The organism is Novosphingobium aromaticivorans DSM 12444 (genome assembly GCF_000013325.1).
Lineage (GTDB): Bacteria > Pseudomonadota > Alphaproteobacteria > Sphingomonadales > Sphingomonadaceae > Novosphingobium > Novosphingobium aromaticivorans.
The window spans coordinates 2,925,547-2,949,672 of sequence record NC_007794.1 but is presented as its reverse complement, the minus strand read 5'-3'; the positions used below and the strand labels follow the sequence as shown (position 1 = coordinate 2,949,672).

General features: G+C 64.6%; 41 protein-coding genes and 1 tRNA gene. 22 read left to right on the top strand and 20 right to left on the bottom strand.

Translation table 11 applies throughout. The annotated features are described in order from the left end of the window. Positions 1-60 precede the first annotated feature (60 nt). Positions 61-333 carry a hypothetical protein gene (locus SARO_RS20700; protein WP_011446359.1) on the top strand — a complete coding sequence of 91 codons (273 nt, stop codon included), beginning with the start codon at positions 61-63 and terminating at the stop codon, positions 331-333. On the opposite strand, the gene SARO_RS13800 is transcribed toward SARO_RS20700, so the two are convergent. From SARO_RS13800 to SARO_RS21355, 17 genes are all read right to left on the bottom strand, one after another. Further along, positions 334-1,710: a phage terminase large subunit gene (locus SARO_RS13800; protein WP_011446358.1), complete on the bottom strand. Its 1,377-nt coding sequence runs from the start codon at positions 1,708-1,710 to the stop codon at positions 334-336. Beyond that, the gene (locus tag SARO_RS13795; RefSeq protein WP_011446357.1) at positions 1,697-2,245 is read right to left on the bottom strand and encodes a terminase small subunit; all 549 of its coding nucleotides are present in this window, start codon (positions 2,243-2,245) and stop codon (positions 1,697-1,699) included. Before SARO_RS13795 ends, SARO_RS13800 begins: the two co-directional genes overlap by 14 nt. Further along, the gene (locus tag SARO_RS13790) at positions 2,242-2,565 is read right to left on the bottom strand and encodes a hypothetical protein (protein WP_011446356.1); all 324 of its coding nucleotides are present in this window, start codon (positions 2,563-2,565) and stop codon (positions 2,242-2,244) included. The genes SARO_RS13795 and SARO_RS13790 overlap by 4 nt, the downstream gene beginning before the upstream one ends. After that, complete coding sequence (locus SARO_RS13785) at positions 2,562-2,804, bottom strand: hypothetical protein (RefSeq protein WP_011446355.1); 243 nt, start codon at positions 2,802-2,804, stop codon at positions 2,562-2,564. Before SARO_RS13785 ends, SARO_RS13790 begins: the two co-directional genes overlap by 4 nt. A 274-nt stretch (positions 2,805-3,078) precedes the next feature. Next, positions 3,079-4,338 (bottom strand): ATP-binding protein, encoded by a 1,260-nt coding sequence (locus SARO_RS13780; RefSeq protein ID WP_011446354.1) that lies wholly within the window; start codon positions 4,336-4,338, stop codon positions 3,079-3,081. Beyond that, on the bottom strand, positions 4,335-5,228 hold the full coding sequence (locus SARO_RS13775) for a hypothetical protein (RefSeq protein ID WP_011446353.1): 894 nt from the start codon (positions 5,226-5,228) through the stop codon (positions 4,335-4,337). The genes SARO_RS13780 and SARO_RS13775 overlap by 4 nt, the downstream gene beginning before the upstream one ends. After that, positions 5,225-5,413: a hypothetical protein gene (locus SARO_RS13770; protein ID WP_041550411.1), complete on the bottom strand. Its 189-nt coding sequence runs from the start codon at positions 5,411-5,413 to the stop codon at positions 5,225-5,227. Before SARO_RS13770 ends, SARO_RS13775 begins: the two co-directional genes overlap by 4 nt. Further along, entirely contained in the window at positions 5,410-5,850 is a 441-nt protein-coding gene (locus SARO_RS21360; protein ID WP_011446352.1) for a hypothetical protein, read from the bottom strand. The genes SARO_RS13770 and SARO_RS21360 overlap by 4 nt, the downstream gene beginning before the upstream one ends. Next, positions 5,847-6,035, bottom strand: a complete 189-nt coding sequence (locus SARO_RS13760) for a hypothetical protein (RefSeq protein ID WP_041550408.1) — start codon at positions 6,033-6,035, stop codon at positions 5,847-5,849. Before SARO_RS13760 ends, SARO_RS21360 begins: the two co-directional genes overlap by 4 nt. Positions 6,036-6,078: 43 nt before the next feature. After that, positions 6,079-6,216: a hypothetical protein gene (locus SARO_RS21115; RefSeq protein ID WP_157042440.1), complete on the bottom strand. Its 138-nt coding sequence runs from the start codon at positions 6,214-6,216 to the stop codon at positions 6,079-6,081. Then, positions 6,213-6,569, bottom strand: coding sequence for a hypothetical protein (locus SARO_RS21110; RefSeq protein ID WP_143004993.1), 357 nt, complete (start codon positions 6,567-6,569; stop codon positions 6,213-6,215). Before SARO_RS21110 ends, SARO_RS21115 begins: the two co-directional genes overlap by 4 nt. After that, the gene (locus tag SARO_RS21105) at positions 6,566-6,799 is read right to left on the bottom strand and encodes a hypothetical protein (RefSeq protein WP_011446350.1); all 234 of its coding nucleotides are present in this window, start codon (positions 6,797-6,799) and stop codon (positions 6,566-6,568) included. The genes SARO_RS21110 and SARO_RS21105 overlap by 4 nt, the downstream gene beginning before the upstream one ends. Continuing rightward, on the bottom strand, positions 6,799-7,092 hold the full coding sequence (locus tag SARO_RS13750; protein WP_011446349.1) for a hypothetical protein: 294 nt from the start codon (positions 7,090-7,092) through the stop codon (positions 6,799-6,801). The genes SARO_RS21105 and SARO_RS13750 overlap by 1 nt, the downstream gene beginning before the upstream one ends. Beyond that, complete coding sequence (locus SARO_RS13745; RefSeq protein ID WP_011446348.1) at positions 7,092-7,769, bottom strand: helix-turn-helix domain-containing protein; 678 nt, start codon at positions 7,767-7,769, stop codon at positions 7,092-7,094. Before SARO_RS13745 ends, SARO_RS13750 begins: the two co-directional genes overlap by 1 nt. Next, positions 7,766-8,257 (bottom strand): hypothetical protein, encoded by a 492-nt coding sequence (locus SARO_RS20280; RefSeq protein ID WP_011446347.1) that lies wholly within the window; start codon positions 8,255-8,257, stop codon positions 7,766-7,768. Before SARO_RS20280 ends, SARO_RS13745 begins: the two co-directional genes overlap by 4 nt. Positions 8,258-8,259: 2 nt before the next feature. Next, the gene (locus SARO_RS21100; protein ID WP_143004992.1) at positions 8,260-8,466 is read right to left on the bottom strand and encodes a hypothetical protein; all 207 of its coding nucleotides are present in this window, start codon (positions 8,464-8,466) and stop codon (positions 8,260-8,262) included. Between the two features lie 86 nt (positions 8,467-8,552). Continuing rightward, positions 8,553-8,759, bottom strand: coding sequence for a carph-isopro domain-containing protein (locus SARO_RS21355; protein ID WP_143004991.1), 207 nt, complete (start codon positions 8,757-8,759; stop codon positions 8,553-8,555). Positions 8,760-8,852: 93 nt separating this feature from the next. Between SARO_RS21355 and SARO_RS13730 the strand changes: the two genes are divergently transcribed. The 17 genes from SARO_RS13730 to SARO_RS13670 all read left to right on the top strand — a co-directional run bounded on the left by SARO_RS13730 (position 8,853) and on the right by SARO_RS13670 (position 16,701). Beyond that, positions 8,853-9,536: a LexA family transcriptional regulator gene (locus SARO_RS13730; protein ID WP_041550401.1), complete on the top strand. Its 684-nt coding sequence runs from the start codon at positions 8,853-8,855 to the stop codon at positions 9,534-9,536. Beyond that, positions 9,536-9,940 carry a hypothetical protein gene (locus SARO_RS13725; protein WP_011446345.1) on the top strand — a complete coding sequence of 135 codons (405 nt, stop codon included), beginning with the start codon at positions 9,536-9,538 and terminating at the stop codon, positions 9,938-9,940. The genes SARO_RS13730 and SARO_RS13725 overlap by 1 nt, the downstream gene beginning before the upstream one ends. Positions 9,941-9,946: 6 nt before the next feature. Next, positions 9,947-10,339: an HIRAN domain-containing protein gene (locus SARO_RS13720; RefSeq protein ID WP_041550399.1), complete on the top strand. Its 393-nt coding sequence runs from the start codon at positions 9,947-9,949 to the stop codon at positions 10,337-10,339. A 104-nt stretch (positions 10,340-10,443) separates the two neighbouring features. Further along, positions 10,444-10,788, top strand: a complete 345-nt coding sequence (locus SARO_RS13715; protein WP_011446344.1) for a hypothetical protein — start codon at positions 10,444-10,446, stop codon at positions 10,786-10,788. Further along, the gene (locus SARO_RS21095; RefSeq protein WP_157042439.1) at positions 10,785-10,943 is read left to right on the top strand and encodes a hypothetical protein; all 159 of its coding nucleotides are present in this window, start codon (positions 10,785-10,787) and stop codon (positions 10,941-10,943) included. The genes SARO_RS13715 and SARO_RS21095 overlap by 4 nt, the downstream gene beginning before the upstream one ends. 1 nt (position 10,944) lies before the next feature. Continuing rightward, on the top strand, positions 10,945-11,121 hold the full coding sequence (locus tag SARO_RS21090; RefSeq protein WP_157042438.1) for a hypothetical protein: 177 nt from the start codon (positions 10,945-10,947) through the stop codon (positions 11,119-11,121). Further along, on the top strand, positions 11,118-11,246 hold the full coding sequence (locus tag SARO_RS21605; protein WP_256325483.1) for a hypothetical protein: 129 nt from the start codon (positions 11,118-11,120) through the stop codon (positions 11,244-11,246). The genes SARO_RS21090 and SARO_RS21605 overlap by 4 nt, the downstream gene beginning before the upstream one ends. Then, on the top strand, positions 11,243-11,386 hold the full coding sequence (locus SARO_RS21085) for a hypothetical protein (RefSeq protein ID WP_157042437.1): 144 nt from the start codon (positions 11,243-11,245) through the stop codon (positions 11,384-11,386). Before SARO_RS21605 ends, SARO_RS21085 begins: the two co-directional genes overlap by 4 nt. Further along, positions 11,383-12,294, top strand: coding sequence for a YqaJ viral recombinase family protein (locus SARO_RS13710; protein WP_011446342.1), 912 nt, complete (start codon positions 11,383-11,385; stop codon positions 12,292-12,294). The genes SARO_RS21085 and SARO_RS13710 overlap by 4 nt, the downstream gene beginning before the upstream one ends. Beyond that, a complete protein-coding gene (locus tag SARO_RS13705; protein ID WP_011446341.1) occupies positions 12,294-13,178 on the top strand; it encodes a recombinase RecT in 885 nt (294 codons plus the stop codon). The genes SARO_RS13710 and SARO_RS13705 overlap by 1 nt, the downstream gene beginning before the upstream one ends. Before the next feature lie 2 nt (positions 13,179-13,180). Continuing rightward, positions 13,181-13,375 carry a hypothetical protein gene (locus SARO_RS13700; RefSeq protein WP_011446340.1) on the top strand — a complete coding sequence of 65 codons (195 nt, stop codon included), beginning with the start codon at positions 13,181-13,183 and terminating at the stop codon, positions 13,373-13,375. After that, on the top strand, positions 13,375-13,611 hold the full coding sequence (locus tag SARO_RS13695; protein WP_011446339.1) for a DUF2312 domain-containing protein: 237 nt from the start codon (positions 13,375-13,377) through the stop codon (positions 13,609-13,611). Before SARO_RS13700 ends, SARO_RS13695 begins: the two co-directional genes overlap by 1 nt. Before the next feature lie 52 nt (positions 13,612-13,663). Beyond that, positions 13,664-13,882 (top strand): hypothetical protein, encoded by a 219-nt coding sequence (locus tag SARO_RS21080; RefSeq protein WP_011446338.1) that lies wholly within the window; start codon positions 13,664-13,666, stop codon positions 13,880-13,882. Between the two features lie 112 nt (positions 13,883-13,994). After that, positions 13,995-14,231, top strand: a complete 237-nt coding sequence (locus tag SARO_RS13685) for a hypothetical protein (protein ID WP_011446337.1) — start codon at positions 13,995-13,997, stop codon at positions 14,229-14,231. Beyond that, on the top strand, positions 14,228-14,890 hold the full coding sequence (locus tag SARO_RS13680; RefSeq protein ID WP_011446336.1) for a hypothetical protein: 663 nt from the start codon (positions 14,228-14,230) through the stop codon (positions 14,888-14,890). Before SARO_RS13685 ends, SARO_RS13680 begins: the two co-directional genes overlap by 4 nt. Further along, positions 14,887-15,312, top strand: coding sequence for a hypothetical protein (locus SARO_RS21075; protein ID WP_011446335.1), 426 nt, complete (start codon positions 14,887-14,889; stop codon positions 15,310-15,312). The genes SARO_RS13680 and SARO_RS21075 overlap by 4 nt, the downstream gene beginning before the upstream one ends. Before the next feature lie 174 nt (positions 15,313-15,486). Beyond that, on the top strand, positions 15,487-16,701 hold the full coding sequence (locus tag SARO_RS13670) for a tyrosine-type recombinase/integrase (protein WP_011446334.1): 1,215 nt from the start codon (positions 15,487-15,489) through the stop codon (positions 16,699-16,701). A 19-nt stretch (positions 16,702-16,720) separates the two neighbouring features. On the opposite strand, the gene SARO_RS13665 is transcribed toward SARO_RS13670, so the two are convergent. Then, positions 16,721-16,796 (bottom strand) — tRNA-Val (locus SARO_RS13665). Positions 16,797-16,886: 90 nt separating this feature from the next. After that, complete coding sequence (locus tag SARO_RS13660) at positions 16,887-18,632, bottom strand: cation:proton antiporter (protein ID WP_011446333.1); 1,746 nt, start codon at positions 18,630-18,632, stop codon at positions 16,887-16,889. Positions 18,633-18,759: 127 nt separating this feature from the next. On the opposite strand from SARO_RS13660, the gene SARO_RS13655 reads away from it, so the two are divergent. Genes SARO_RS13655 through SARO_RS20275 form a run of 3 tightly spaced genes read left to right on the top strand, consistent with a single transcriptional unit; the run spans position 18,760 to position 22,471 of the window. Continuing rightward, on the top strand, positions 18,760-20,256 hold the full coding sequence (locus SARO_RS13655) for a DUF4139 domain-containing protein (protein WP_011446332.1): 1,497 nt from the start codon (positions 18,760-18,762) through the stop codon (positions 20,254-20,256). An 8-nt stretch (positions 20,257-20,264) separates the two neighbouring features. After that, positions 20,265-21,785: a DUF4139 domain-containing protein gene (locus SARO_RS13650; RefSeq protein WP_011446331.1), complete on the top strand. Its 1,521-nt coding sequence runs from the start codon at positions 20,265-20,267 to the stop codon at positions 21,783-21,785. A 50-nt stretch (positions 21,786-21,835) separates the two neighbouring features. Then, positions 21,836-22,471 (top strand): SCO family protein, encoded by a 636-nt coding sequence (locus tag SARO_RS20275; RefSeq protein WP_011446330.1) that lies wholly within the window; start codon positions 21,836-21,838, stop codon positions 22,469-22,471. Here SARO_RS20275 and SARO_RS13640 read toward each other — a convergent pair. After that, positions 22,453-23,175 carry a cupin domain-containing protein gene (locus SARO_RS13640; RefSeq protein WP_011446329.1) on the bottom strand — a complete coding sequence of 241 codons (723 nt, stop codon included), beginning with the start codon at positions 23,173-23,175 and terminating at the stop codon, positions 22,453-22,455. The genes SARO_RS20275 and SARO_RS13640 overlap by 19 nt on opposite strands. A 314-nt stretch (positions 23,176-23,489) precedes the next feature. Between SARO_RS13640 and SARO_RS13635 the strand changes: the two genes are divergently transcribed. After that, entirely contained in the window at positions 23,490-24,122 is a 633-nt protein-coding gene (locus SARO_RS13635; RefSeq protein ID WP_011446328.1) for an FABP family protein, read from the top strand. Positions 24,123-24,126 lie beyond the last annotated feature (4 nt).

The window sequence follows — 24,126 nt, the reverse complement described above, 5'->3', positions numbered from 1 at the left end:
AGACCACCTCCTTTGCGATAAAAACACAGCAAGCTACTTCTGCGATTCGGAGGACGTGCCATGGCCATCTTGCTTCTTACCTACGATCTGAAAGCTCCTGGGCGGAACTATGAACCTGTCTTCGACTACATCAAAGCTAACTACACATGGTGCAAGGGTGCGGAATCAGTATGGCTTTTAGAAACGACGGCAACGACAACGAAGGTTCGTGACGACGTCAAAGCTCTGGTAGACGATAACGATATCGTGTTTGTGGTTCAGATCACAAGAAATTGGGCTTCACTGAATTATTACTGCGGTGATTGGCTGAATAAGCCAGAGCGGAAATGGTGATCACGTCAGCGCCGCCAGGTTATAACTCCCAGCCCCGCTCAACATCAGATCCGACAGCGCCCACACCAGCGCATCGAGCCGGTCCGGCGACCCACCACCCTGAAACCCCGAGGTCGTGGTCATCGTCAGCTGCTCCTCCAACTCGGGGAATTGACCGACGTGGTGGACATGGCCACGCTCGTACAGTGCAGCGACGGGCTCGGCGCGGGCGACCTTTCCGCGCGATGCCGTCACCATGCGGATCGGCAAACGAGTATCGGCACTGCGCAGGATCGCTTCGACCATGGCGCCACCGAAGTTCCTTTCCGCAACGATGCGATCGGCACCTACCTTGCGTGCCAGATCGGCCACCACGCGCGCCCAGCCTTCGGGACTGAGGCGGCAGGACTTGTCGGCCAGCACATAGCCGTGGCCATCCTCGCCAAGCCCGACAGCGACAATGCCCTGACAGTCGCCGCCGGTGCCATCCGAGCCCGACGGGTCGACGCCGATGACGACGCGCCTGAGAGGAGGATGGGCGTGGCGGCGTAGCGTGTCGATACCGGGCATCAGCGTGCCATCGTCGGCGGTGCGGTCCGATGCCGACCACAGCGCCCCGGGCACTTCGCTGAGGTACTTGCCGTCTCGGAATCGTTGGCGCTGCTTGTCCGGCAGGCCGTCGAGTTCCGCATGGTATTCCGGCGGAAGGTGCGGATTGTCGACGGGGTTCATCGCAACCCATGCGCGGCTACCGTGTTCGATCGGCATGCCGTTCTCTGGCCGGACCTGCTCGACGAACTCACGATAGGTCCAGTGCCCTCGGCCGGTCGGGTTCAAGTCGTACAGTCCCTTGAGCGGCAGCCGCGATCCATCGCGCCGGAAGCATGCCTGGGCAAGGCGGGTGCGCAGCGTCAGAACCGTCTCGTAGGCGACCTGGCTGCTCTCGTTGACGTAGATCGTGGCGTATTCCTTGCCGAGGATCTTGTCGACGCGCTCCTTGTCGTCGAGCCCGCCGAACCAGACTTCCGAGCCATCGGGCAGCTTGGCGTACTGGTCGGACTTGTTCACCTCGTAGGGCACATCGGGGAAAGCGAGCCCCATCATCTTCGGCCATGTATCGAGCATGACCGATTGCCTGACGTCGATGTTGTGAAGGCGCGCGATCAGGTGGCGGCTGCCCGGTGCGGATAGGGCGCGACCACCGATCAGTTCGCAGAAACCGAATGTCTTGCCTGATCGCGAACCGCCGTAGGCAAGGCCATGGCGGGCCGGACCGTGCACCATTGCGGCTTGTTCGGCCTGCTTGTCGGTTCGCTTGAACAGGGCCGTCGGTTCGCCGCTGAGTTGGCGCCTACGGTCCTTTTCCTTGAGCAGGGCATAGAGTTCAGTCTTGGACATGCCCACCGATCAGCGCCGCGATCTTGGCGTTCAACTGCTCCTCGGTGAGGGTTTCAACCTCGACCTTTCCGCTGTGCTCGACCTTGTCCTTGAACGCCCCGACGTCGATGTGCCGGCCGATAAGTTCGAGACGCTTGATCCGATCGCTGAGCTTGAGCTTGCGAACAGTGCCGATCACGACGCCTTCGACCCGAATCTCCTCGACGTCGAGGCCTGCGACGAGACCTTGCCGCCAGATCAGTGGCCAGTCTTTTACCGGTTTCAATCCACCATGCTCGTCGTAGAGATCGGCGACGTCGGCGGTGCTTTCTTCGGCAAGGCGAGTGAGCAGCCAATCGGCGTCGATCTGGGTCCGCTCGGCACGCTTCGCCTGAGCCTCAGCGATGGCTGTCGCGATATCAGGTTTCGTCAGGTTCTCGGATCCTACCGCGCGCGCCGTCTTCGCGCTGTAGCCCGCCCGGATCGCAGCCTGCGTGGCATTGAGGTCGATGAGGTATTCGCGGACGAAAGCCTCCTGCTTAGGCGTCAGGCTCATTTCCCCCTCCTGGTCAAAGTCTGGCCCATGACGTAGCGCCGTCTGCGCTGATGATCCGCCGGGCAGGTATCGCGATCGGGATGCAGCGACTTGCGCCCATTGACGCGGACATGCTCGGCCCGTGCATCCTTGAGTTCGTCGCCACCGCTCTCGGCAATCCAGCGCCGGATGCAGCGCCAGTTCGCGCGGTAGTGCTCCATGATGCCGTCCCAGCCCATCGCGATGTAGGTTTCTCGGAAGTCACGAGGGCAGGGCCGGCGGGGGCGGATCAGGCCGGTGTCGTGCATCCTGCCATCGGGGCGCCGCTTCTCGATGGTCATGAGCACTGGCTCCTCCTCGCTTCGATATCGTCGATGATGATGGCGGCGAGGTCAGGCGGAACCTTGCCGCGATAGTCAGGCCAACGCGGTCGCATCGAGGCGCGGACCGTGGCGCTGGTGTGGGTCTCGGCCTCGCTCCAGAACGCAGCGGTGTCGCGTGGGTCGAGGTCTGAGAGGTCCGCGTCGACCGGGCCGTCGTAGGGGGCGGTGGGGTCGAGCCAGAGGGCTTCGTCGATCATGCGCCTACCTCCGTTGCCCCAGGTCCCGGCAGTGGTCTGGTTGCCTCAGTTAGCCTCCAGTTAAGCCCCCCTTTAGGGGGGCTAACTGGGGCACTGGGGCAGACCACTTGCCTGCCACGGTTCGCCCCAGTTTGCCCTAGTTTTGCCCCAGTTCCGGAAAGCAACTGAGGCAGACGCAAAAACCGCAGATTTCCGCCGTTTCGATTGTCGCAGTGGGGCGCGTCAGACAGACGGCCTGCTTCCCCTGCCACAGTTGCCACGGTTGTGCCCCAGTTCAGTCCGTGTGCCATGTTCCGACCTCCACGAACTTGCGGACGTTGCGCTTCTCGTCCGTTCCCTCGACCTCGCGCAGCATGTCGTTCTTGAGCCACTGCTTGAGGATGTCCTTGACCCTTCCAGCCTTCTTCTCGAGGTCGATATCGAGGACATTGGCGATCACGTGGCCGACCCACTGGGCGCTCCGGACGTCGGCGCGATAGCGGCCCTGCGACACCCGCTTCTGGACCTCCTTGAGGTGCCAGGTGCTGACGCCATCAAAGGGGTCGGGCCATTGCCACGGACATGCCACGCCGACGCTGTCGCCGTTGGGCAGGTCGACGTTGTTCATGCGGAACCAGTCCGCCGCTTCGGGCGGTGCAAGGTTCGCCTTGTCGTTCTGGGTGCGGAAGTAGAAACCGAGCTGGCGCGGTTCGATGCCGGCGCGCTCTCCTTCCTCCTTGGTCATGCGGTTGTAGACCACGACGCTACGTGCCGCACCGATCAGCGAGACGGCGCCGCGGCTGCTTTCCGCGGTTACTTCCGCGCCGTTCGTCTTGCGGACGTGGTGAACCAGGTTGATGGCGCAATCGCAGATGTCGGCGATGCGCGACCACTCTTTCGCCACCATGTCGATCGCGCGGTTGTCGTTTTCGCTGATCGCGTGGCTGGAGACGAACGGGTCGATGCTGAGGACGTCGATCCGGCGGTCTTTCAACTGTTCGATCACCGCTTCGACGACCGGCCGAACGATGCGCGCACCGCCGTCGGTTTCCTCCGCGATGCAGATCGGCTGCTCACGGCCGGAATCGACGAACAGGCGCTCGCCCACATCGTCGGGGCCGATCTCAAACCACTGCGCTGCGGCGTGGATGCGGCGTTCGGTTTCCTCCGCCGGATCCTCGAGGTTGTAGAGCCAGACGTTGAGCGGGCCCTCGTGGCAGTCCTTGCCGAGAAGGTTGCGGCCCGTTGTCATCGCAAGGGCCTCGACGATCTTCACGCTCGACTTGCCGAGACCGCCAGGAGCGATGTCGAGCGAAAGAAACTTGCGGATCAGATGCCGCCCATAGAGCCACTTGCGCGGCGGGATCGTCGCCGGGTCGCGCCACGAGAACGGGGTCGCCTTGAGCTTGGGGCGCTCGGATTCCGGCTCCTCGTCATACGGCGCGAACGGTGGCAGGGTGCTACGGCGCTGCTCGAACGCCTCGCGCACCTTGTCGATGCCGAAGGTGACGGCGACGTCGTTTGCGTCAAAGTTGCCTGCGTCCGACACGCTCACGCTGCCCCCCTCTGCGGCCGACCCAGCGGATAGGCAACGTGCGCTCCGATCTCGGCAGCAACGGCTTCGGCGGTCTCGATCCCGGGATTCTTGTAGATGCCGCGATGCTCCATCTCGCGCAGTGCGGTCGCTTCATCGTCGTCAGCGAAAACCGTGTAGCTCAGGTCCGGCCGCTTCTCGGCGAAGAGCCGCGCGACGCGGGCCATGTTCGACGTGTTGAAGGTCACGATCACCGGCAATCCAGTTGCCTGGTGCACGGTGTCCGCAGTGGCATAGCCCTCGCAGATCACGGCCTCTTCTGTCTCGGGCGAGAACCTTCCGACGATCGCGAACAGGCCGTTGATGCGGCCGCCCTTTAGGAATCGCTTCTCGCCGTCCGGCTTGATGCGCTGCAAGTTCCACAGCAGGCCGGTGTTGTCGGTCATCGGTATCAACAGTTCTTCGCCGAGGACGCGCAGGGGCGATGGATCGATCTGCTTGCGCGCGACGTACGGATGTTCGGGCGTCGCGGCGCTGGCGCGCTGCCACAGGTCGGCTGCGGCTAACGCGGCCTGGCGTTGGTTGTTGTGCTGCTCGGCCTCGCGCCGCTCCTTCGCCGCACGCCACTCGCGTTGCAGTGCGTCGCGCTCCGCTGCGGACAGGGCCGGGCGGTCGTCCGACGCCTTCCACTTCAAGGTGCCGGTGTTCATGCGGTAGTTGCCGAAGGCGCCGGCGGGGCGCTGGTCGAGGTAGAGGATGGCCCAACCGTTCTGCCGGCCCTTTCCGTCCCCTTCGCAGCGGAACCGGATCAGGGAACCAGAAGCGAGCCGCTGTGCGATCGGCTCGATAGGCACAACGCCATTGGCTTCCATGAAGCCGATGAAGTCCGCGATGGAATCGTGGATACTCATGCGTTTTGCAGCCCGTGGAAGATGATCAGGTCTTCGACCGCCTCGTCGTCGAGGTGGCCGTGTTCGCGGGCGATGAGGAGCCGGGCCTTCATCTCGGCGGGATCGCTTATCTCAGCGAGGATGTGGCGCATGACGATGCCACGAAAGAGCGAGCCCGCGCTGATGACGGTGTTTTCGCGCGTCACGCCGCGATCCTCCCGATCACCGGCATCCCCTGCGACACTAGCCATTCGAACGCGGCGTGCGGACAGAAGAAACACGCCACCGGGAAGCCCATCATGAACTTCCGGTTGGCCCAATCGACCTGCGCCTGCGAAAGCTCGCCGGGACGACCGGCGGCGCTATAGCCCTTCATCTCGACGAATGCGGTTCCGCACTTCGGCCAGGTCACGATGTAGTCGCCGTGACCGGTCACCACGCCGAGCGTCTTGGCCTTGGCATGGTTGTGCCGCCCTTCGTTCTTGACGTGCGCAATCTCGGCCTGCGGAGCGAGCTGATGCACGAGTTTGACCAGCGTCTTGCAGCGCTCGTCCTCGCTCAGGTGCTTGAGGCCGTCGGGCTTCTGCACGAAGAACAACGGATCGGCGTCGAGCCGGGTTTCAAGGTCGGCCCAGGTGGTCATGCGACCTCCCGCAGACGCCGCGCCTCGACGGTCTCGCGCAGCTTGGCGAGCAACTGGTCGAAGTCCCTCGTTCCCCGCCGCGCATGGCTGGCCGCGATGCTGTCGAGCATGGCCGGCGTCAGACGGTCGAGCGGCGCCGTCGCGGCCTTGGCGTAGGCCGCGGTCATGTTGTCCCGCTTGGTCATGACCTCCCGGGTGCGGGGGAATCGCTGGCCCTTCACGCCAACCTCACTTTGCTCGGGCCATCGCCCGCAGTGTTTCGAACAGGGAGCGGTTCTCGGGCTTCGGCTCGGTGCCGGTCAGCGCGAAGAATCCGTCCAGCAATTTCGCCGCCCACGCAGCGGCGCGGCGCTCCTCGCGTGTCATGCGGCCTGCCTCTGATGCTTGCAGCCAATGTCGCCACGGACGCCGCACTTCAGGCACGGGTCTCGATGAACCAGCGTGTCCGGAATCGGCGGATGGCTGGCATTGGCAAAGTCGAGGCTGACACGCCGCTGCCGCGCGTGGGGCGCCAGCGTAGGAACGGCGTCGCCGACGAGCGCATAGACCGCACGCGAACCACGGCCCGAGCCGCCGTCGACGCGCTTGACCAATCCGGCATGACGAAGACCCGCGCAGTCTCGGGAGATGTCGGCCGAGCATGTGCCTGTCACACGCAGCAGTTGCTCAGTCGTTTTTGGGCCGGTCTTCAAGGCCGCGAGGATGCCAGCCTTACTCATACCGCTTGCGGCCCCAGATCGCGCTTGATCTGGTCCCACAGACGATAGGCATAGCTCTTTGCGATGCCCATTTTCTTCGCCGCCATGTGTGCGGACAAACCTTGCGCTGCCAGTTCGGCCAGCTCGGACTTGCGTTCCTCGGTAACAGGCGTTGCACGTCCCATGACGTTACTCCTGGTGGTGGTGGAAAAGGTCACGCCGCCAGCCTTTCCGCGACGAAGAGCGCCCATCAGCATGCCCCCCAAGCGCCGATCTGGCTGACAGGCACGGGCCCGCCCGCCCAGCGAGGCCAGAGCGTCTGCGGGATGCCGAGTTCCGGGAGGACGGTGACCACCACGGCGCAACCGTGGTTGTAAGCGATCACCGCGCGACCACGGCCGGGGAAGCGGACAATGCGCGCACCGACGCGGACGGCGGCACGGAACGCGCGACCAGATAGGCGGGCGACAACTTCCTCGCGGGGGAGGGATTCGATCCGCTCGATGAAGCGGTCGACGGCGTGGTTCGAGACGTGCAGGGGCATCACGCTGCCCTCCGCTCAGCGCCCGCAAACCACTCCGCAACCAGCCGCATCCGTGGCGTGGCGTGGGTCTCGTACCGGCGAAGCGAGTTGATTACCGAGCTGTGATCGCGGTTGAGCCTGCGCCCGATCTGCGCCGTGGACTGTCCGCGTTGGTGAAGGACCCAATAGGCAACCTGACGCGCCTGCATGAACACCTTGGCGCGATCCGGGCCCATGATGTCAGCAACCGTCACCTTCATGGCGCGCGCGATGGCTTCGACCGCATCGTCGATGAAGAACGGCCGCACATCGGTCGGGACATCATCCGCAGACAGGTCCGGCAGTTCGATGCGATTTGCCTCTGCACTCTCGACGCTGCGCTGCATGTCGAGCGCCGTCGATGTGGGGGCCGGCCTGAAATGAGCCTCGTCCCGGTCGCACTCGCCAAGCCGCTCGCTTTCGGCGCGATAGGCTGCGCGCTTGGCCTGTGCATCGGCGATCAGTTCGCTGCATTCCTCCAGCGACGGGGCGCGACCCCATTCGTTCATGGTCAGCGCGCGGACCTTGGATGCGTCGCGGATATAGCGCGCGAGCTGCGAAGCGTAGTTGCGCGGGCCCCTGTGCAGCCGGTCGATGCAGATGCCTGCTTCCGGGCGGTGCAGGATCATCACGTTGGTGAGTGGGAGGTCTGGTCTCACGCCGCACCCCGCAATTCCGAGACGCTGCCGGTGCGCATCGCGTCACGCTTGTTCCGCAGCATGTCGGCGATGCCGCAAAGGCAGTCGATCGCGCCCGCCCGCTCGAGAGTGCGGACATCGGCGTCGCTGCACTCGCCATCACGGAACAGGTCGATCAGCATCGGGAGAACGCCGGCGACGTCACAGGGGATCGAGGAGACATCGACCGCAATAGCTTCCCGATCGACCGCGCGCGCGCCGATCAGGTGCAGCACCGTGTCCAGCGCGGCAGGGCCGAAGCGCTCGCCAAGACGAAGCAGCGACACCGCGCTGAGGTCAGCATTGCGATTGCGCGCATTGACGACCGTGCCCGAGGAGACGCCCCAGACTTCGGCCATTTCGCGGTCACTGTCCGCGCCCTGGATGCCCTTCACCGTCTCCGAGACGGCACTGCGATAAGAGGTTTGTGTGAGGCGGGTGCGATTGCGCAGCCCTTTGTGGACAAGCACGATTATCTCTCCACGCTATGGAAAGGAGTAAAACCCGGGGCGACGACGCAGGGATTGGAGGCATTCGCCGCCCCGGAACCGGTGGTGCGACCCGCCGGGCTAAGGTTATCGTTGATGGCGCTGCGCAGGACGCGCCCGCCGAAATGATGATGGAAATGGGCCAGCGCCGCGGTCCTGATGATCGCGCGTCGCAGGTCCGCCTTGGTCACCGGGCATTCCCGATGAAGCGCCCGACGAAGAGCGCGAGCGGCACGGAGGCGGCGCACCAAGCAGCCAAGGCGACGAGCCAGGGCATTCATGCTGCCTCGGAGGGGAGAGCAGACAAATCCTTGGGAAGAGGCTTGCCGGCAGCTTTCGCTGCGAGCCGCAAGTGGGCCATGCGCGAGGGAGGAATGCCGATCGCCTTCCAGCTGTGGACGGTGGAGACCGGCGCTTCGATCAGACGCGCAACCGCGGAGGTTCCCCCGAGGTGACGGATCACGGCTTCAGCTTCTGTGCTCATGCCGAGCAATATGCGATAATCGGAAGCTTATCGCAACTAGAAACTTCCGATAATCGCGATTGCGATATTCGCAGACCTGCCCTCAATAGGTGCATGGCTGAAAAAGGCACTCTGCGCCCCGAGGCGGCTCAAATTTTCCAGCGTCTGGAGGCTCTGGGCCTTAAGCAGCGCGAGCTGGCGCAGGCGCTCGGGATCGAGGAAAACAAGATCTCGAAGGTGAGGGCAGGCGAGCGCCAGTTCAAAGGCGCGGAACTGCTGGCGGCGTACGAGTGGCTGGACCAGCGCGAGGCCGAGGCGCACATGCCGCGTCTTTCGCGGGTTGCGGCGGTGGGTCAGCAGGTTATCCCGGCGACGCCGGTCGAAGGTGAAGTCGTTCAGATCCAGAAGCTGGACTTGTCTCTCTCGATGGGACCGGGGACGCTGATCGACGGCTATGTCGAATCCGAACTGGTCAGTTTCGACCTTGGGTTTGTCCGCCTCTTCACCCGCGCCGCGTCGGATCACTTGCGACTCGTGACCGGCATCGGGGACAGTATGGAGCCCACGTTGAAGTGGGGCGACCTCATCCTGATCGATACCACCGACAGGATGCTGTCGAAGCAGGACGGGATCTACTGGATCAACCTCTATGGCGCGGCGGGAATCAAGCGGTTGCGGGCGATTGGTCCTCGCACGATCCTGGTGAAATCCGACAATCCCGGCGTCGACGACCAAGAGGTTGAAGCCGAAGATCTACGCATCGAAGGCCGGGCTATCTGGGCCACGAGGGGATTGTGATGCGATGGATTCTGGCCTTAGTCGCTCTGGCCGCCGCACCAGCCTTGGCGGCCGACGAAGATGCACCGCAACGCGTGGCAATTGAGCGGTTGCCGCTCACGGGCGATCAAATCGAGATCGGCGCATGCGCCACACGATTGTTGTCTCGTTCTGCCAAGGTGTTGACCTACCCTATCCGCGACGGCGTCGGCATCGACTGGACGCCGAAGACCGGGCTTTTCATGAGCGCCGGCGGTGACCCTATCCTCGCCTTCGAATTTCGTCGCGACGAGGTGGGGCCCTTCATGAAGTTGTTCTATCGCCATCCATTCACTGCCAAGTTGGCGCGAGGGTTTGCGCAAAAGGCTGGCCGAACTTGCTTTCCTGACGACTTGAGCCGCTGGGAGGAGGCGGAGAAGGGCTAATTCAGCATGCCGCTCCCGCAACACACCCTCCCCATCGTCGGCATAATTTACCCGAACAAGCGCGGGCCGACGCGCCGGTTCGAGATACAGATCTGCGCACCTGGCGAACCTCTCGAACTCCGCCCAGAGCCCACAAACCCGGCAGATCCGAGCGCCGTCGCTGTCTACAGCTGTCGTGGCGTTCAGATCGGCTACGTTCCCGCCGAGCGCTGCGCCCGCATTGCGTCGCTGATCGGGCAGGGCAGGGAAGTCACCGCCGTGTTTCAGGGAGCAGACCAGAACCGCGCGTTCATGCGCATTGCCTACGATGGCGAGCAACCAACGTTTCCTGAGCAACGACCACAGGTGTCGGCCGATTCAGATCCAGACTTCTGGCCTGATCCGACCTGGGACGAGTGATCGCAAGTTTAGAACTTCCGATAGTCGCAACTTTCTTCTTGCGATGCTTCCGATAATCGCATATTGAGGTTCCAACAGCCCGCCAGCTGATTGGAGCCCACCCCATGGCAACTGCCACCCACATCAAGCTACCCTGGAACTTCCGCAGCGAAGTCCAGCATTGCACCACCTGCGAAGGCTCTGGCCGCGTTGCCAGCCAAGCGCGTCCCTCGGTGTGGAACCCCTATCCCGAAACCGAATGCAACGACTGCGGTGGCCGTGAAGGCTGCGCGCCGTGCGAGGTCTGCGGGTCGGAAGTGCACGTGCCGGGATATGACTGCTTCGTCTGTCAGTGCGTCGACGAACTTCCCCGCGATGCCCTCGCAGATAGCGAGGCGCTGCTTCAGGCGATCAAGACGGCGATTGAAACTCGCCTGCTGAGCCTGACGGATCGGAGGCTCGCGGCGTGATGGCGACCGGACGCTACCTCGACCGCGCTACGCGCGAGCAACGCCTTGCCGAGGCCCGCGCATGGCGCATCCGCATGAAGCCCTATTTCGACGCAATCTACGGCGTCGAGCCCACCCGCTGCGACCACTGCGGCCAGCGCATCGGGAGCCGCTGATATGGCCCACCGTTCCCCGACCCGCATTCTGGCGAGCGTGACGGACGCTCGCATCATTCCGGCGCAGCAGGGCGATCCGGAATGGACCCCGAGCCACTCCATGAACCGGCATGTCCGCCGCGCCCGACGCGAAATGGGCGAGGCGCGCTGGGCTGAGCTGAACCGGGAATGGCTGTGACTGACGCCCCCTTCCGCAGCCGCCGCCACCTCGCGGCGCACCTCGCCCTCATCCTTTTCACCCTGGTCGGCGGACTGGCCCTCGTGCCGTTCGTGGCCGTGCTTTTCGGAGTGCTTGTGAAGTGACCGCCCACGCCATCCACCGCAACGCGCACCCGATGCGCACGGCCATGCCGCTTCTGCCGATGGACCCGGAACAGGCAAGGTTTCTGCGTCTGCGCCGGGAGCGGCAGGCAACTCTCGACACGAAAGGGGCGCGGTCATGAACGCGCAGAGCAAAATCCAGCTTGGCGACGGCGACGACGCATTCCGCGCGCAGGTAGTCGGCGGGTCGGAGGCCTCGGCTCTGTTCGATGCCAATCCATGGCTGACTCACTTTGAACTCTGGCACCGCAAGAACGGCACCATCGCAACGCCGGACTTCGGCGGAGATGATCGTATCGAGGCGGGCATTCGCCTTGAGCCGGTCATTGTTGACTGGGCCTGCGACAAGTGGGGCTACGTCAAGCGCGATACCCCGCGTCGTCTCGCAAATGGCAAAGGGCTTGGTGGCCATCCCGACCAGGCTGTCACCTGCCCAGATCGCGGGGATGGCATTCTTGAGGTGAAAACGGCCGACTGGCTGCAGGCCAAGGCATGGGGTGACGAGCCGCCGCTGCATTATCAACTGCAGGCCATGACTTACATGGGTCTCGCCGGAGTGCAGTGGGCCGACTTAGTCATGCTGGTCGGCGGGAACGAACTCCGCCGTTTCCAGATCGAGTTTCGTCCCAAGCTTTATGCGGAGATCGAGCGTCGCGTCGTGGCTTTCTGGCAAAGCATCGCTGACAATTCGCCGCCCAGCGCCGACTACCGTCGCGACCTGCCGCCTCTCACTGAGCTCTATCGCTCGGGCACTGACGAAGTCGCTGATCTGACCGGCGACAACCTCGCTGCTGTTGCTGCTGCCGAATATCTCGCGGCCGATGAAGCGATGAAGGCCGCAGAGAAGCGCCGCGACATCGCCAAAGCCGAGTTGGTCGACAAGATGGGCCACGCATCCGAGGCGCTGATCCAGGGCTTCCGGTTCCGCGCCACAACTGTCGCCGCAACCCCGGATCGTGAAGCTGTCGCCGGCGAGATCATTCGCGGGCGCAAATCCTACCGCCGCTATTCTGTGAAGGAGATGAAGTGATGGCATCCGCTGCCAGAGAGAACAGCCCTGTTGCCGTGGTGAAGCAGAACCTGACGGCAATGGCACCCGAGTTCCGGGCCGCGCTGCCTGCGCACGTCACGGTCGAGAAGTTCACCCGCGTTGCGCAGACCGCGATCCTGTCAAATCCGAACCTGATGCGCGCCGATCGCGCCAGCCTGTTCGGCTCGATCACCAAGCTCGCGCAGGACGGCTTGCTGCCCGACGGACGCGAAGCCGCGCTCGTGATGTTTGGCCAGCAGGTTCAGGCCATGCCGATGATTGCCGGTGTCTTGAAGAAGATCCGGCAGTCGGGCGAGGTGGCCAAAATCAGCGCCCAGGTCGTGCACGAAAACGACCACTTTGTTGTCAGCTATGGCTTCGACGAGGACGTCACCCACAATCCGCCGCCGCTCGACAAGCCGCGCGGCAAGGCCATCGGTGCTTATGCCACCGCCGTTCTCAAGGACGGGTCGCGCATGCTCGAGGTCATGAGCCTCGAGGAGATCGATAAGGTCCGCGCTGTCAGCAGGGCCGGAAAGAGCGGGCCATGGGTGCAATGGTGGGGCGAGATGGCGCGCAAGACCGTGATGCGCCGCCTGTCCAAGCGCCTTCCCATGAGCACGGACCTCGAGGAGGAGGTGTTCAGCCGCGATGACACGATGACGACAGAATTCCGGCCGACGCTGATCGAAGGTGACGCGCAGGAAGCGCCGAAGGTCTCGCGCCTCGAAGCGCTCGAGCACCAGATCGAGGAGGCCGAGACTGTCGAATCCGAGCCGCTGCCCACAAACGAACCCGAAGGCCGCGCCGACGAGGACTACGGCGACCAGTACGACGGCACCGGCCCGAACGGTGAAACGCTGTTCGGCGGCGAGGAGGGCTGACCATGGAACTCATCACCACCGCCTTCGCGCTGTTCACCCTGGCCGCGCTCTACGCCGCGTACGTGACCAACCGCCGGCTCCAGAACCTCCGCTCGAACTGCTTCATCCGCAACGACAAGAACCAGTTCACCCGCTGGACCAAGGCCGACGCCGGGACGCGGGCGCGGGCTGAGACCACCACCGAAAGGACTGCATAATGGCCGATTCCGCCGACGACCGCCTGCGCCTGCTCATCGAGCGCATCGAACGCCTCGAGGAGGAGAAGAAGGGCATCAGCGACGACATCAAGGACGTCTACGCCGTGGCGAAGGCCACCGGTTACGATGTCAAGGTGATGCGCATCATCGTCCGGCTGCGGAAGATGAAGCCCGACGACCGCCGCGAACAGAAATGCGTCGTCGAGACGTACAAGAACGCTCTCGGCATCGACTGACTTTCCACGAAGGGAGCGGGGCGGCGACCGCGAGGATAGCCGCCCCGTAGGAATGATGAGTCACGAGAACCTGCCTGCATTTACGCAAAATGACTGGTCATTTGCAGGTGGTGATGGCCGCGAAGGCATGACCCTTCGCGACTGGTTCGCGGGTCAGGCTTTGGCTTGCGTATACAGTCGCTTCAGGCCGGATAGTGATCCGGGCCTCGATGATCTGGCGTTGCAGGCATACGCAATTGCCGACGCTATGCTTGCGGAGCGCTCCGAGTGACCCCCGACGCCGTCATCCTCCTTACCATCATCGCGCTGATCTGGATTGGCTGGCCGCTGCACAGCATCGCCTCCGACCTCCGGTTCATGCGCCGCAAGATCAAGGACTGATCGTGCCTGACATCCTCCCCATCATCCGCGCCCGCACCAACCCGGCGCTGCACCACGCAGTCACGCCCGACGCGCTGCTGTCCGACCTCGGCTTCCGGCAGGAGATCGACCTCGTTGGCCTCCAGTGCGCGGTCGAGGAAGCCGTCGGCCGCGAGTTTCCCGATCAGGCCCATGCGCATTGGCGCACCGTGGCCGATGTCCGTGAGGCGGCGGAGTGGTTTGAGGGGGTGGTGGCGTGAGTCGCATCCTGATCGCCTGCGAATACAGCGGCACCGTCCGGCGCGCATTCACCGCCCGCGGTTTCGACGCATGGTCCTGCGACCTGCTGCCGGCCGAGGATGGCAGCAACCGGCACTATCGCGGCGATGTGCGCGAGATCCTTGGCGATGGCTGGGACATGCTTATCGTCGCGCATCCGCCATGCACCCGGCTCTGCAATTCCGGCGTTCGCTGGCTGACAGCGCCGCCGCCGGGGCGCACCCGGGACGAGATGTGGGCAGAGCTGGAGGAAGGTGCGGACCTGTTCTCGACGCTGTGGAATGCGCCAGTGCCGCGCGTCGCCTGCGAGAACCCTGTCATGCATCGGCATGCCAAGGAACGGATCATCAACTTCAGGCCAGCCGCGCAGTCCGTGCAGCCCTGGCAGTATGGCGATTGGGAGACGAAGCGCACCTGCCTGTGGCTGCGGGGGTTGCCGTCGCTGGTGCCGACCTACGCGACGCTGGATGAGGCGCGTGCGGCGCTCCGCCTTGAGCGCGAAGCAAAGCCGCTCGCGCGCGTCCATCGCATGAAGCCCGGGCAGGACAGGGCAAAGGAGCGAAGCCGCTTCTTTCCGGGCATTGCCGCCGCGATGGCGGAGCAGTGGGGCGGGGTGCTTGATGTGAGGGTCGCAGCATGAACTATCTCAATCCGACACGCGGCGCCAACGGGCACACGCCCGGCCCTGGGCGCGCACTAATAATGACACGCGCCAGCGCCATCGGGAGGGCTGACTGTGCCTATGTCGATATCCTCCGCAAGTTTCCGCAAAGCCGCAGCCTCTTCGGGCTCCCCGCCGGCCTCGCGATCCTCTGCCGTGCTTTCAATCTGGCGCCGAATAATCCGGCGTACGTCGATGGTTTGATGCCGGAGCGCATCCATAATTTCGGCGAGAACCTTCGCATCGCAGCGCCACCCACCGCTAAGAGCCTGAAAGAACATGAACTAACCTCGCTGACCCTCCCGTCAGCATATTCAGGCAATGCCGTAAATCCGGCGGATGCCCACATAAAATCGCTCAGTGGTGGCCGCGATGCGCCCGACGGGGGGAGTGCAGCATGACCCGTCTCATGACCAAGGAAGGCATCTGCGCATGACAGCCCACGCAATCGCATCGAAGGTGCGCCGGGCTCTCCGCAACGAGACCGGCCTAACCTTGACCTCCGAGCAGATTCGGGAACTGGTTTCCCGGCACGGCCTGCTTGAGACCCTATCCCGTGCGGAGACCGAAGAATTATGCCCCGCGACAAGTTCACCGTCGGCGATTTCTGGCTCGACAAGCGGCGGGATGGGCTCGCACCAGACATCTGGCAGATCGCAACCTACAAGCCGGGAACGCGCTCCGTTGTCTATCGCAGCACTAAGTGCCGTACGGACGAACTAGATCGCGCCCAAGCCGTCCTGCGCGCCCACGAGGCAGCGCAACGCTCCAAGACAAGGCAGGGCATCGAGGAGGCCGAGTTGATCCCGCAGTTGCTCAACTACGTGAACGAGCATGGGCCCGACGTGCTTCGCCTGGACACTGTGGAATCGTCGTTCCGTGCGTGGGTCGGCTTTCTCGAGCAAGATGAACTGACAACCGGCGCGCGCGTCGCCGACATCGATAAGGTTTCCGTCACCCGCTTCCGTCGCTGGCGCATGGGGCCGCACGAGTGGAACCTGCAATGGTGGGACGGAAAGACCTACAAGCACAAGAGTAAGGGCGTCTCCGGTGAGGCGGTGCAGCGGAATATCGAAGACCTGCGATCCGCCTTGAACCATGCCGAGGCCGCCCGACGTATCCCGCAGGCGCCTCGAGTGCCCAGCGTCGACAAGTCGCTGCGGTCGAAGAGCCGCAAGCACCTGCTCACCGTGAAGCAGCTCGGCGCGTTGATCGCCTATTCGGATCACGACAAAGGCGCGCAGCAATGGCTCTGGCTGATGATCGCCACCGGCGCCCGGCCCGATGCGGCACTGGCATTCGATCCGGCGAAGCAATGGCACGGAGCGGTGATCGATCTGCATCCTGAGGGCGCGCCTGTAACCGACAAGCGCAATCCCGTCGTGCCGGCAATCGAGCCGCTGCGGCCGATCCTCGAAGGGTGGAAGCTGGACAAGGTGAAGTCGCGCAAGCGGTTCTGGCGAACGGCGCGGGCCAAGCTCGGCATTCCAGTGACGCACGTCCCGAAGACGATTCGCCACACTGTGGCATCGCACCTGCGCAACGCGAACGTCCCGGGCGAGCAGATCAGCCTGCTACTCGGCCACAAGGACCAGGGCGACACGCTGGCGCTGACATCGGAGATCTATGCGCATGGCGATCCGCTCAAGATGCGGAAAGCGATTCAGGCGCTGACCAGTTTCTTCCGGTCTGTGGAGAAGGAAGCGGCCCGGTGGCGTGCTGACCATTCGCTGACCATTACCGCCGACAACAACAAGATTATCGTTGACCGTAGGGCAGCGAAAACGTAGTATTTCCGGGCCTTTTGAATGGTGGGCGGTGACGGGCTCGAACCGCCGACCCTCTCGGTGTAAACGAGATGCTCTACCAACTGAGCTAACCGCCCCTGTGCGACCGCGCTAATGCGCGGTTTGGGCCAAGCAGTCAACCGGGTCAGGCGCCGAAGTTTGCCGGGCTTGCCCACGGCGGCTTGCGGTCATGAGCCAGACGGTTCGGTGATGATCCTGTCGCGTGCCACCCGCACGTCGCCCGCTTCGACCTGCAGCCTCAGCCGTTCCTTGTCGCGTGCCCGGAACATGTCCTCGGCGCGGTTGATCGCCTCTTCCGAGAGGCCGGCGTCGTGCAGCGCGATGCGCGCCATCTTCACCGCCGATTCCAGAACCTCGCGCACCACCGCGCTGGCAGGCGTTTCCTTGAGGCGGATAAGCGCGCGCCGGTCATAGGCGCGAACATAGATCGCCGCGCGCGGGAAGGCTTCGTGCACTGCCTCGACCAGGTCGGGCGACATCTGATCGCCGTCCATGCAGAAGAAGATCATCTCCGCCTCGTCCGCGCCAGCCTGGCGCAGCAGGTCGATGCGCGTGCCATCGCCGAAATAGACTTTCGCGCCGAATTCGGCCGCCACGTCGATCATCTCGATGTCGGTATCGACCATGGTGACGGGGATGTTGCTGGCGAGCAGAATCTGGCTCACGCCCTGGCCAAAGCGCCCGAAGCCGACGATGATCGCGTTCGCGCCATCTGGTTGGGGGCCAGCCCGTTCGCCCTTCGGGCTCTCGGCTTCCTCGCGGATGCCGCGCGTGGCCATCATCAGGAAGGGCGTGGTCGCCATCGAAAGCGTCACGATCGCGCCGAACAGGCTGGCGGCATCGGGCGCGATCAGCAGCGCGTTCTGGGCCTGCGCGAACAGCACGAACCCGAACTCGCCGCCCTGGCTCAGCAGCAGGCCCAGCGCCAGCGCCCCTCGCCATGTCATGCGGAAGGCAAGACCGATGAGGAAGATGGCTCCCGCCTTGATCGCGATCAGCCCCACCGCCATGGCGAGCACGAACAGCGGCCGCTCGGCAATGGCGTGGAGGTTCAGCATCATTCCCACGGCCAGGAAGAACAGGCCGAGCAGGATCGAACGGAACGGCTCGACATCGGCTTCCAGTTCGTGGCGATAGGGGCTGTCGGCCAGCATCACGCCTGCCACGAACGCGCCGAGAGCGGTGGAAAGGCCCAGCGCTTCCATGACTGCGGCCGATGCCATGACCGTGAACAGCGCCGCCACGACGAACATCTCGCGTTCGCCAAGGTTGCCGATCAGGCGAAACAACGGCCTGATGACGAAACGTCCCGCCGCGATCAGCGCAACCACCGCCGCCAGGGTGTACAGCGTAAGCAGCCAGCCCGGAGGTCCGCCCGCATCGGCCGGATTGCGGCTCATCGCGGAAATGATCGTGATGAGCGGGATGATCGAAAGGTCCTGGAACAGCAGGATCGCGAAGGCCCGTTCCCCGAACGGGGTGCGCAGCCTTCCCGAGGACTGGAGCATCGGCAGCACCTGCGCGGTCGATGAAAGCGCCAGTGGCAGGCCCAGCGCCAGCGCCGCTTCCCAACTGAACTCTGTCGTCAGTCCGATCATCGCCGCTACCGCGAGGCCGCAGGCGGTCACCTGCAACAGGCCGAGGCCGAGGATGTCGCGCTTCATCCGCCACAGCCGCGAAGGGTTCAGTTCCAGCCCCACGAGGAACAGCAGCAGCGTGATGCCAAGTTCCGCAATGCCCAGCTTGCTCTCCGCATCGCCGACCAGCCCCAGAACCTGCGGGCCGACGACCGCGCCGGCAAGGAGATAGCCCAGCGTCGCGCCAAGGCCCAGGCGCCGGAACACCAGCACGAAGATCAGCGCGAAGCCGAGGAGGAGGAAGCCGTCGCGCAGCAGTGAGGAATGTTCGGCCATTCCTCCTGTTTAGCCCTATCGCATCGCGCCGCAACCGCCGTTCAGCCTGCGTTGATCTGCCTCTGGTGAAGATCCGTCCGGTCTGGCAGGCTCGGCCGCCGGACCGCCGGAGGGGGAAAACGAAAAGATGCACAAGTTCCTGTTTCTGGTCGCGGCCGCAATCCCGGCCGCAATCCCGGCCACAGTCCCGGTCGCGGCAAGTGCCCAATCCCCGCAGTCAGCCCAGGGCGACGTCTCGCTCACCATCTATAACAACGACCTCGCGCTCGTGCAGGACGTTCGCCAGATGAACCTCGCGCTTGGCCGCACCCGGCAGGAGTTTCCCGATGTCTCCGCCGCGATCCGGCCCGAAACCGTCACCCTCAACGCTGGCGGCACCGGCATTGTCGAACAGAACTTCGACTATGACCTGCTGACCCCGGAAAAGCTGATGGACAAGGCCGTCGGGCAGACGGTCACGCTCGTGCGCACCAATCCGGCTACCGGCGCCGAAACGCGCGAGACGGCGACGATCCTGGCGAACAACGGCGGCACAATCGTGCGGGTGGGTGACCGCATCGAGGTACTGAACACATATGGCGCGCGCGTCGTCTTTCCGACGCTGCCGGCGGGGCTGCGCGCCCGGCCGACGCTTTCGGTCACGCTCGATACCACCAGCCCCGGCATCCGTCCGGTCACGCTCAACTACCTCTCGCGCGGCTTCGGCTGGAAGGCGGATTACGTTGCCCTGTTCGATGAGGCCGCAGGCAGGATCGACGTCCAGGGCTGGATCACGCTGTCCAACAACAGCGGCACCACCTTCGACAAGGCGCGCGTGCTGCTGGTCGCCGGCTCCGTCGGTGATGGCAACCAGGGGTACGACCAGGGCTATCGTCGCCCCCGTCCCGCGATGCCGGGCAACCGTCCCGGCATCGAAAGCGCCAGCCGCGAAAGCCTTGGCGATTTCTATGTCTATCCGATCGCGGGCCGTACCACGGTCGCCAATGCCCAGCAGAAGCAGGTGAGCTTCCTCGACGTTGCGGGGGCGTCGGCATCGAAGGCCTATCACTTCCGCAACGGATGGCTATCCACCCAGGCCGAGCCGCAGAGCGTCGACACCGTGCTGCGTTTCTCGTCCTCGCGCGAGGGGGGGCTTGGCGATGCGCTTCCCGCCGGGACCGTGCGAGTCTACATGCGCGATGCGCGGGGCCAGCCGCAGTTCATCGGCGAGAACGGCATTGGCCACACGCCCATGGGTTCCAGCCTTGCGCTGAAGACCGGCGAGGCTTTCGACGTGAAGGTCCAGCCGGTCCTGGAACGGCGCGACCGCATCGACAGCGGCGAATGGGAACGTACCGCCCGATACCGCGTGACGACCCCGGGCAAGGCGCCGTCGGAAGTGATCGTCGAACAGGAAAAGACCTTCTGGCGCACGACGATGACCTACAAGGTCACCAATGCGCGCGGCACGCCCGTCACCGTGGAACTGGTCCAGGCCGGCCTCGACAACTGGTGGCACGATACTCGCGTGCCCTCGGAAAGCATCAAGGGGGAACAGCGCTCGGCGGACGAGCGGAGCTGGCAGGTTCCGGTGCCCGCCAATGGCGAGGCGACGCTGACCGTCCAGTTCGACACGCGTTACTGACCCCGGCCGTGCGCCGCGCGCTCATCCTCGTTGCGATACTGTGGCCGGCCGCCGTGCTGGCGCAGGACGTCGTCACCTCGTCCGCTCCCGACAGCGTGTCGGTCAGCGTCTATCGCGCGCCGGATCGCGATGGCGACGCCGCGATGGACCTTGACTGGCTCGGCGGATACGCGCTCGTCACCGAAAGGCGCACGGTCGAAGTGCCTGCCGGAAAGGCCACGATCCGCTTCGAGGGCGTGGCGGCAGGGCTCTTTCCGGAAAGCGCGATCGTGACAGGCCTTCCGTCCGGCGTTCGCGAGAAGAACATGGATGCCGATCTGCTGTCCCCGCGCAGCCTCTACGCGCGCATGTTCGGTCGGCAGGTGATCCTTCGCCGAACGGTGCCGGGCACGGGGAAGGTCGGGGAAGAGCGTGCCGTGATCCGTTCGGGGGCGGATGGCGCGGCGATCCTGCAGACTGGCGCGGGTTTCGAGGCCGCAAGTTGCGGCGGACTCGACGACGAACTCGTCTATTCCGAAGCGCCCCGCGACCTGTCGACCCGGCCGACCCTGTCCATCGAGACCGAGGCCGCCACGGCGCAGAAAGTCACGCTTTCGCTTTCCTACCTCGCCTGGGGCTTCGACTGGCAGTCGAACTATGTTGTGCGGATGAATGCCGATGGGCGCACGGCAGACATCTCCGCCTGGGTCACCCTTGCCAGCAGCGATTCGACCAGCTTCGCCGATGCCGATGCGGCAGTGATCGCTGGCCGGATCAACCGCGAGGACGGGACGCGCGGCGTGGAACCGCGCGGAGGAGAGCTTGTCCTGCGTTGCTACCTCACGCCTTACCTTCCCGCGTCGGTCCCCATGCCCGCGCCGCCGCCGGCTCCCGCCATGGCGCCGATGGCGGAGATGGCGGACGTCGTCGTTACCGCCCAGCGTGCGATGCCGATTAACGCGCCGGTTACCGTCCGGCAGGAAGAACTGGGCGATCTCAAGCTCTATCGGGTTCCGGTCCCCGTCACGGTCGCGGCGAACGCGCAGAAGCAGGTCGCGCTTGCCGAACGCAAGGCGGTGAAGATGGAAGTGCTCTATCGCGCCGAGGTGTGGGAAGACAGTATCCGCGAAGTCCGGCAGATGTTGCGTACCCGCAACCGCCGGGAGGAAGGCCTGGGGCTGCCTCTGCCCGGCGGACCGGTGACGGTGTTCGAACCGCACGGCGATGCCATGCTTCTGGTCGGCGAAGGCGGTCTGGACGATCGCGCGGAAGGCGAGGACGTGGAGATCCTTCTCGGCAATTCGGGGCAGGTGTCTGCCGTGACGGAAGTTGTCCAGCAGTCGGCGCGGTCGCGCACGATCCGGCTGACGGTAGGCAATGCGCGGCCAGTGCCGGTCCGCTTCGAGGCGCGGATCGCGAGCGCGCCGGCCACGCGCGTGTCCGCGGTTTCGGGCAGGTTGCGGCGCGAAAACGGTCGGTCGGTGTTTCCCTTACTGGTACCCGCCAATGGCCGCGCTATCATCGCGTACAAACTGGTGACGGCGGACTAAAATGCGGGCGCCTACGTGACATTACGTATCTCTGGCTCTATCCGTTGCGCATGAGCAGGAAGGGCAGTTCCTCCCCCTCGCGTACCCGAACCACCGTCGCCATCATTGCGTGCATTGTCGCAGCGGTGGTTGGCGCGGTTCTGCTTGCGTGGGCGCTGCTCCAGGTCGATCTGCCTCCTTCGAGCGTCGACGAGAATGGCCGCTACCGCCTTGTCGCGACCGATGGTTCGCTGTTCGACCGGGCCAGCCTGCGGGGGCGGCCCTATGTCATATACTTCGGCTACACCAGCTGTCCCGACCAGTGCCCCCTCATGCTGTCGCGACTGGCGCGGGCGAGGCAGGCGCTCGGACGGCGAGGCCGCGAACTGCGGATCGTGTTCATCACCGTGGACCCGCAGCGCGACACGCCCGAAAAATTGCGCCGCTTCGTTCAGGAGATCGGCACGCCCATCGTGGCGCTTACCGGCAGTCCCGAGGTGATCCAGAAGGTCGCCGACAGCGCGGCGATCTACGTCAGGCGCAATGATTCCGCGTTGATCGGCTACACGATCGAGCACACGACCAACGCCTTGATTTACAGCCGCGATGATGAGTTTCGCGACACGATCTCGCCGGCGGACAGCGACGCCGAAGTCCTGGCGAAGCTGCGCGCGGAGCTGGACCGCCCTCAGGAAGCCGGACGGTAGATCGCGTAGACCTTCTTCACGTGGACGCGGCTTTCCCAAGAGCAATGGGCGCCTTGTTCGACCAGGAAAACGTCGCCTTCCCCGAAGGTTGCTTCCCGCCCTGCGCCATCGACGAAAGTCACCGCGCCCTGCAGGAGGTGCATCAGCTCGTAGTGCCGGTAGGGCATCGACAGGCGATGATAAGGCGTGGAATCCCAGGTCCCGCACACGAATTCGCCATTTTCCGAACGGTAGTCGGTGAAGTTGCGGCAGGACGGGGTGGGGCCGACCAGCAGTTCGGCGAGCGGCGCGCCCGAGGGAGCCAATTCGGCGCTCTCGTCGATCGGAACAGGCTTGTCCGCGCCGGCGGGGCCGCTGGCGCAGCGCATGACCACGGCGGTGGTTGCGGCGCGCGCGGTCCAGTCGAAGGCTACGCCAGCCGGGATCACCGCGCTTTTTCCGGCAGGAATTTCAAACGCTTCGCCATGGTGTTCGACCAGCAGGGCGCCCTCCAGCACGATGACGAACTCGTCGGCCGCCAACGCCGCTTCCGCGCCCTTGCCGCCAAGGCGCAGCACGGCGATGGAAACCGGGCCTTCGGGCAGGGGCAGCGACGTGCGGTTCGCGGTCCAGGCCCCGTCGCCGGTGGCTGCGGGCAGGTCGGTGCGGGCAGCGAAATCGCGCAGGTCGATGAAGGAGCGGATGGTGTCGGCGGCAGCGGTCATGGCGGGCTCTGCAAGTTGATACTGCGGGGACGCTAGCAGGCGAGCGAGCGGAGATGCTGGCGTGTTGGACGTCTTCGCGGCACGATTTTCCGCAAGCGCGGCGGCTGACGGCAGGAGACGCCGGGGCAGGGGGCGAAGCCTGTTTTTGCGCGCTTTTCGGGAGCCTGCGCGAGCGGCTATCGGCTTCCCGCGTGCGGTTAGGTGCTTTTAGGTGCCGTTCGGGTTTTCGGTGGAATCCGGGGTTGATCGCGGTCAAGGCGCCCGGCAATTCTCATGTGCAGGATGGCTCGGCAGGCGGGCAGAGGGGGAATGCGATGAGTTATGGTACTGATATCTATGCTGAACCGGCAGAACTGAACTGCGACACCCTGGCATGCCTCGGGCCGCTGGCCGCGCTTGCTGGCACGTGGGAAGGACAAGGCGGCGTCGATATCGCCCCCAAGCGCGAAGGCGCCCGTACCGCACCGTACTTCGAACGGATCAAGCTGGAACCGGTCGACCCCGGCGCCAACGGACCGCAGCTTCTCTATGGATTGCGATACCACGCCTGGATGAGCCAGCCGGATGACGACGCCACCTATCACGATCAGGTCGGGTACTGGCTGTGGGAGCCGGCAGAGGACCGGGTCATGCACAGCCTGACGATTCCGCGCGGGCAGACCGTCCTGGCCGTAGGCACGGCGAGCGCGGATTCGCGCACGTTCACGCTTTCCGCCCAGCGCGGGGACACGGCCTTCGGGATCTGCTCCAACCCCTATCTGGAAGAGAACTTCCGCACCGACAGCTTCACCATCACGGTCACCGTCCACGACGACGGCACCTGGTCCTACGAACAGGACACCGTGATGACGATCAAGGGACAGGCCGAACCCTTCCACCACCGCGATAGCAACCGGCTGACGCGGGTGGCCGCACCGACGCCCAATCCGATCGCCTGCCGGGCGTGACGGC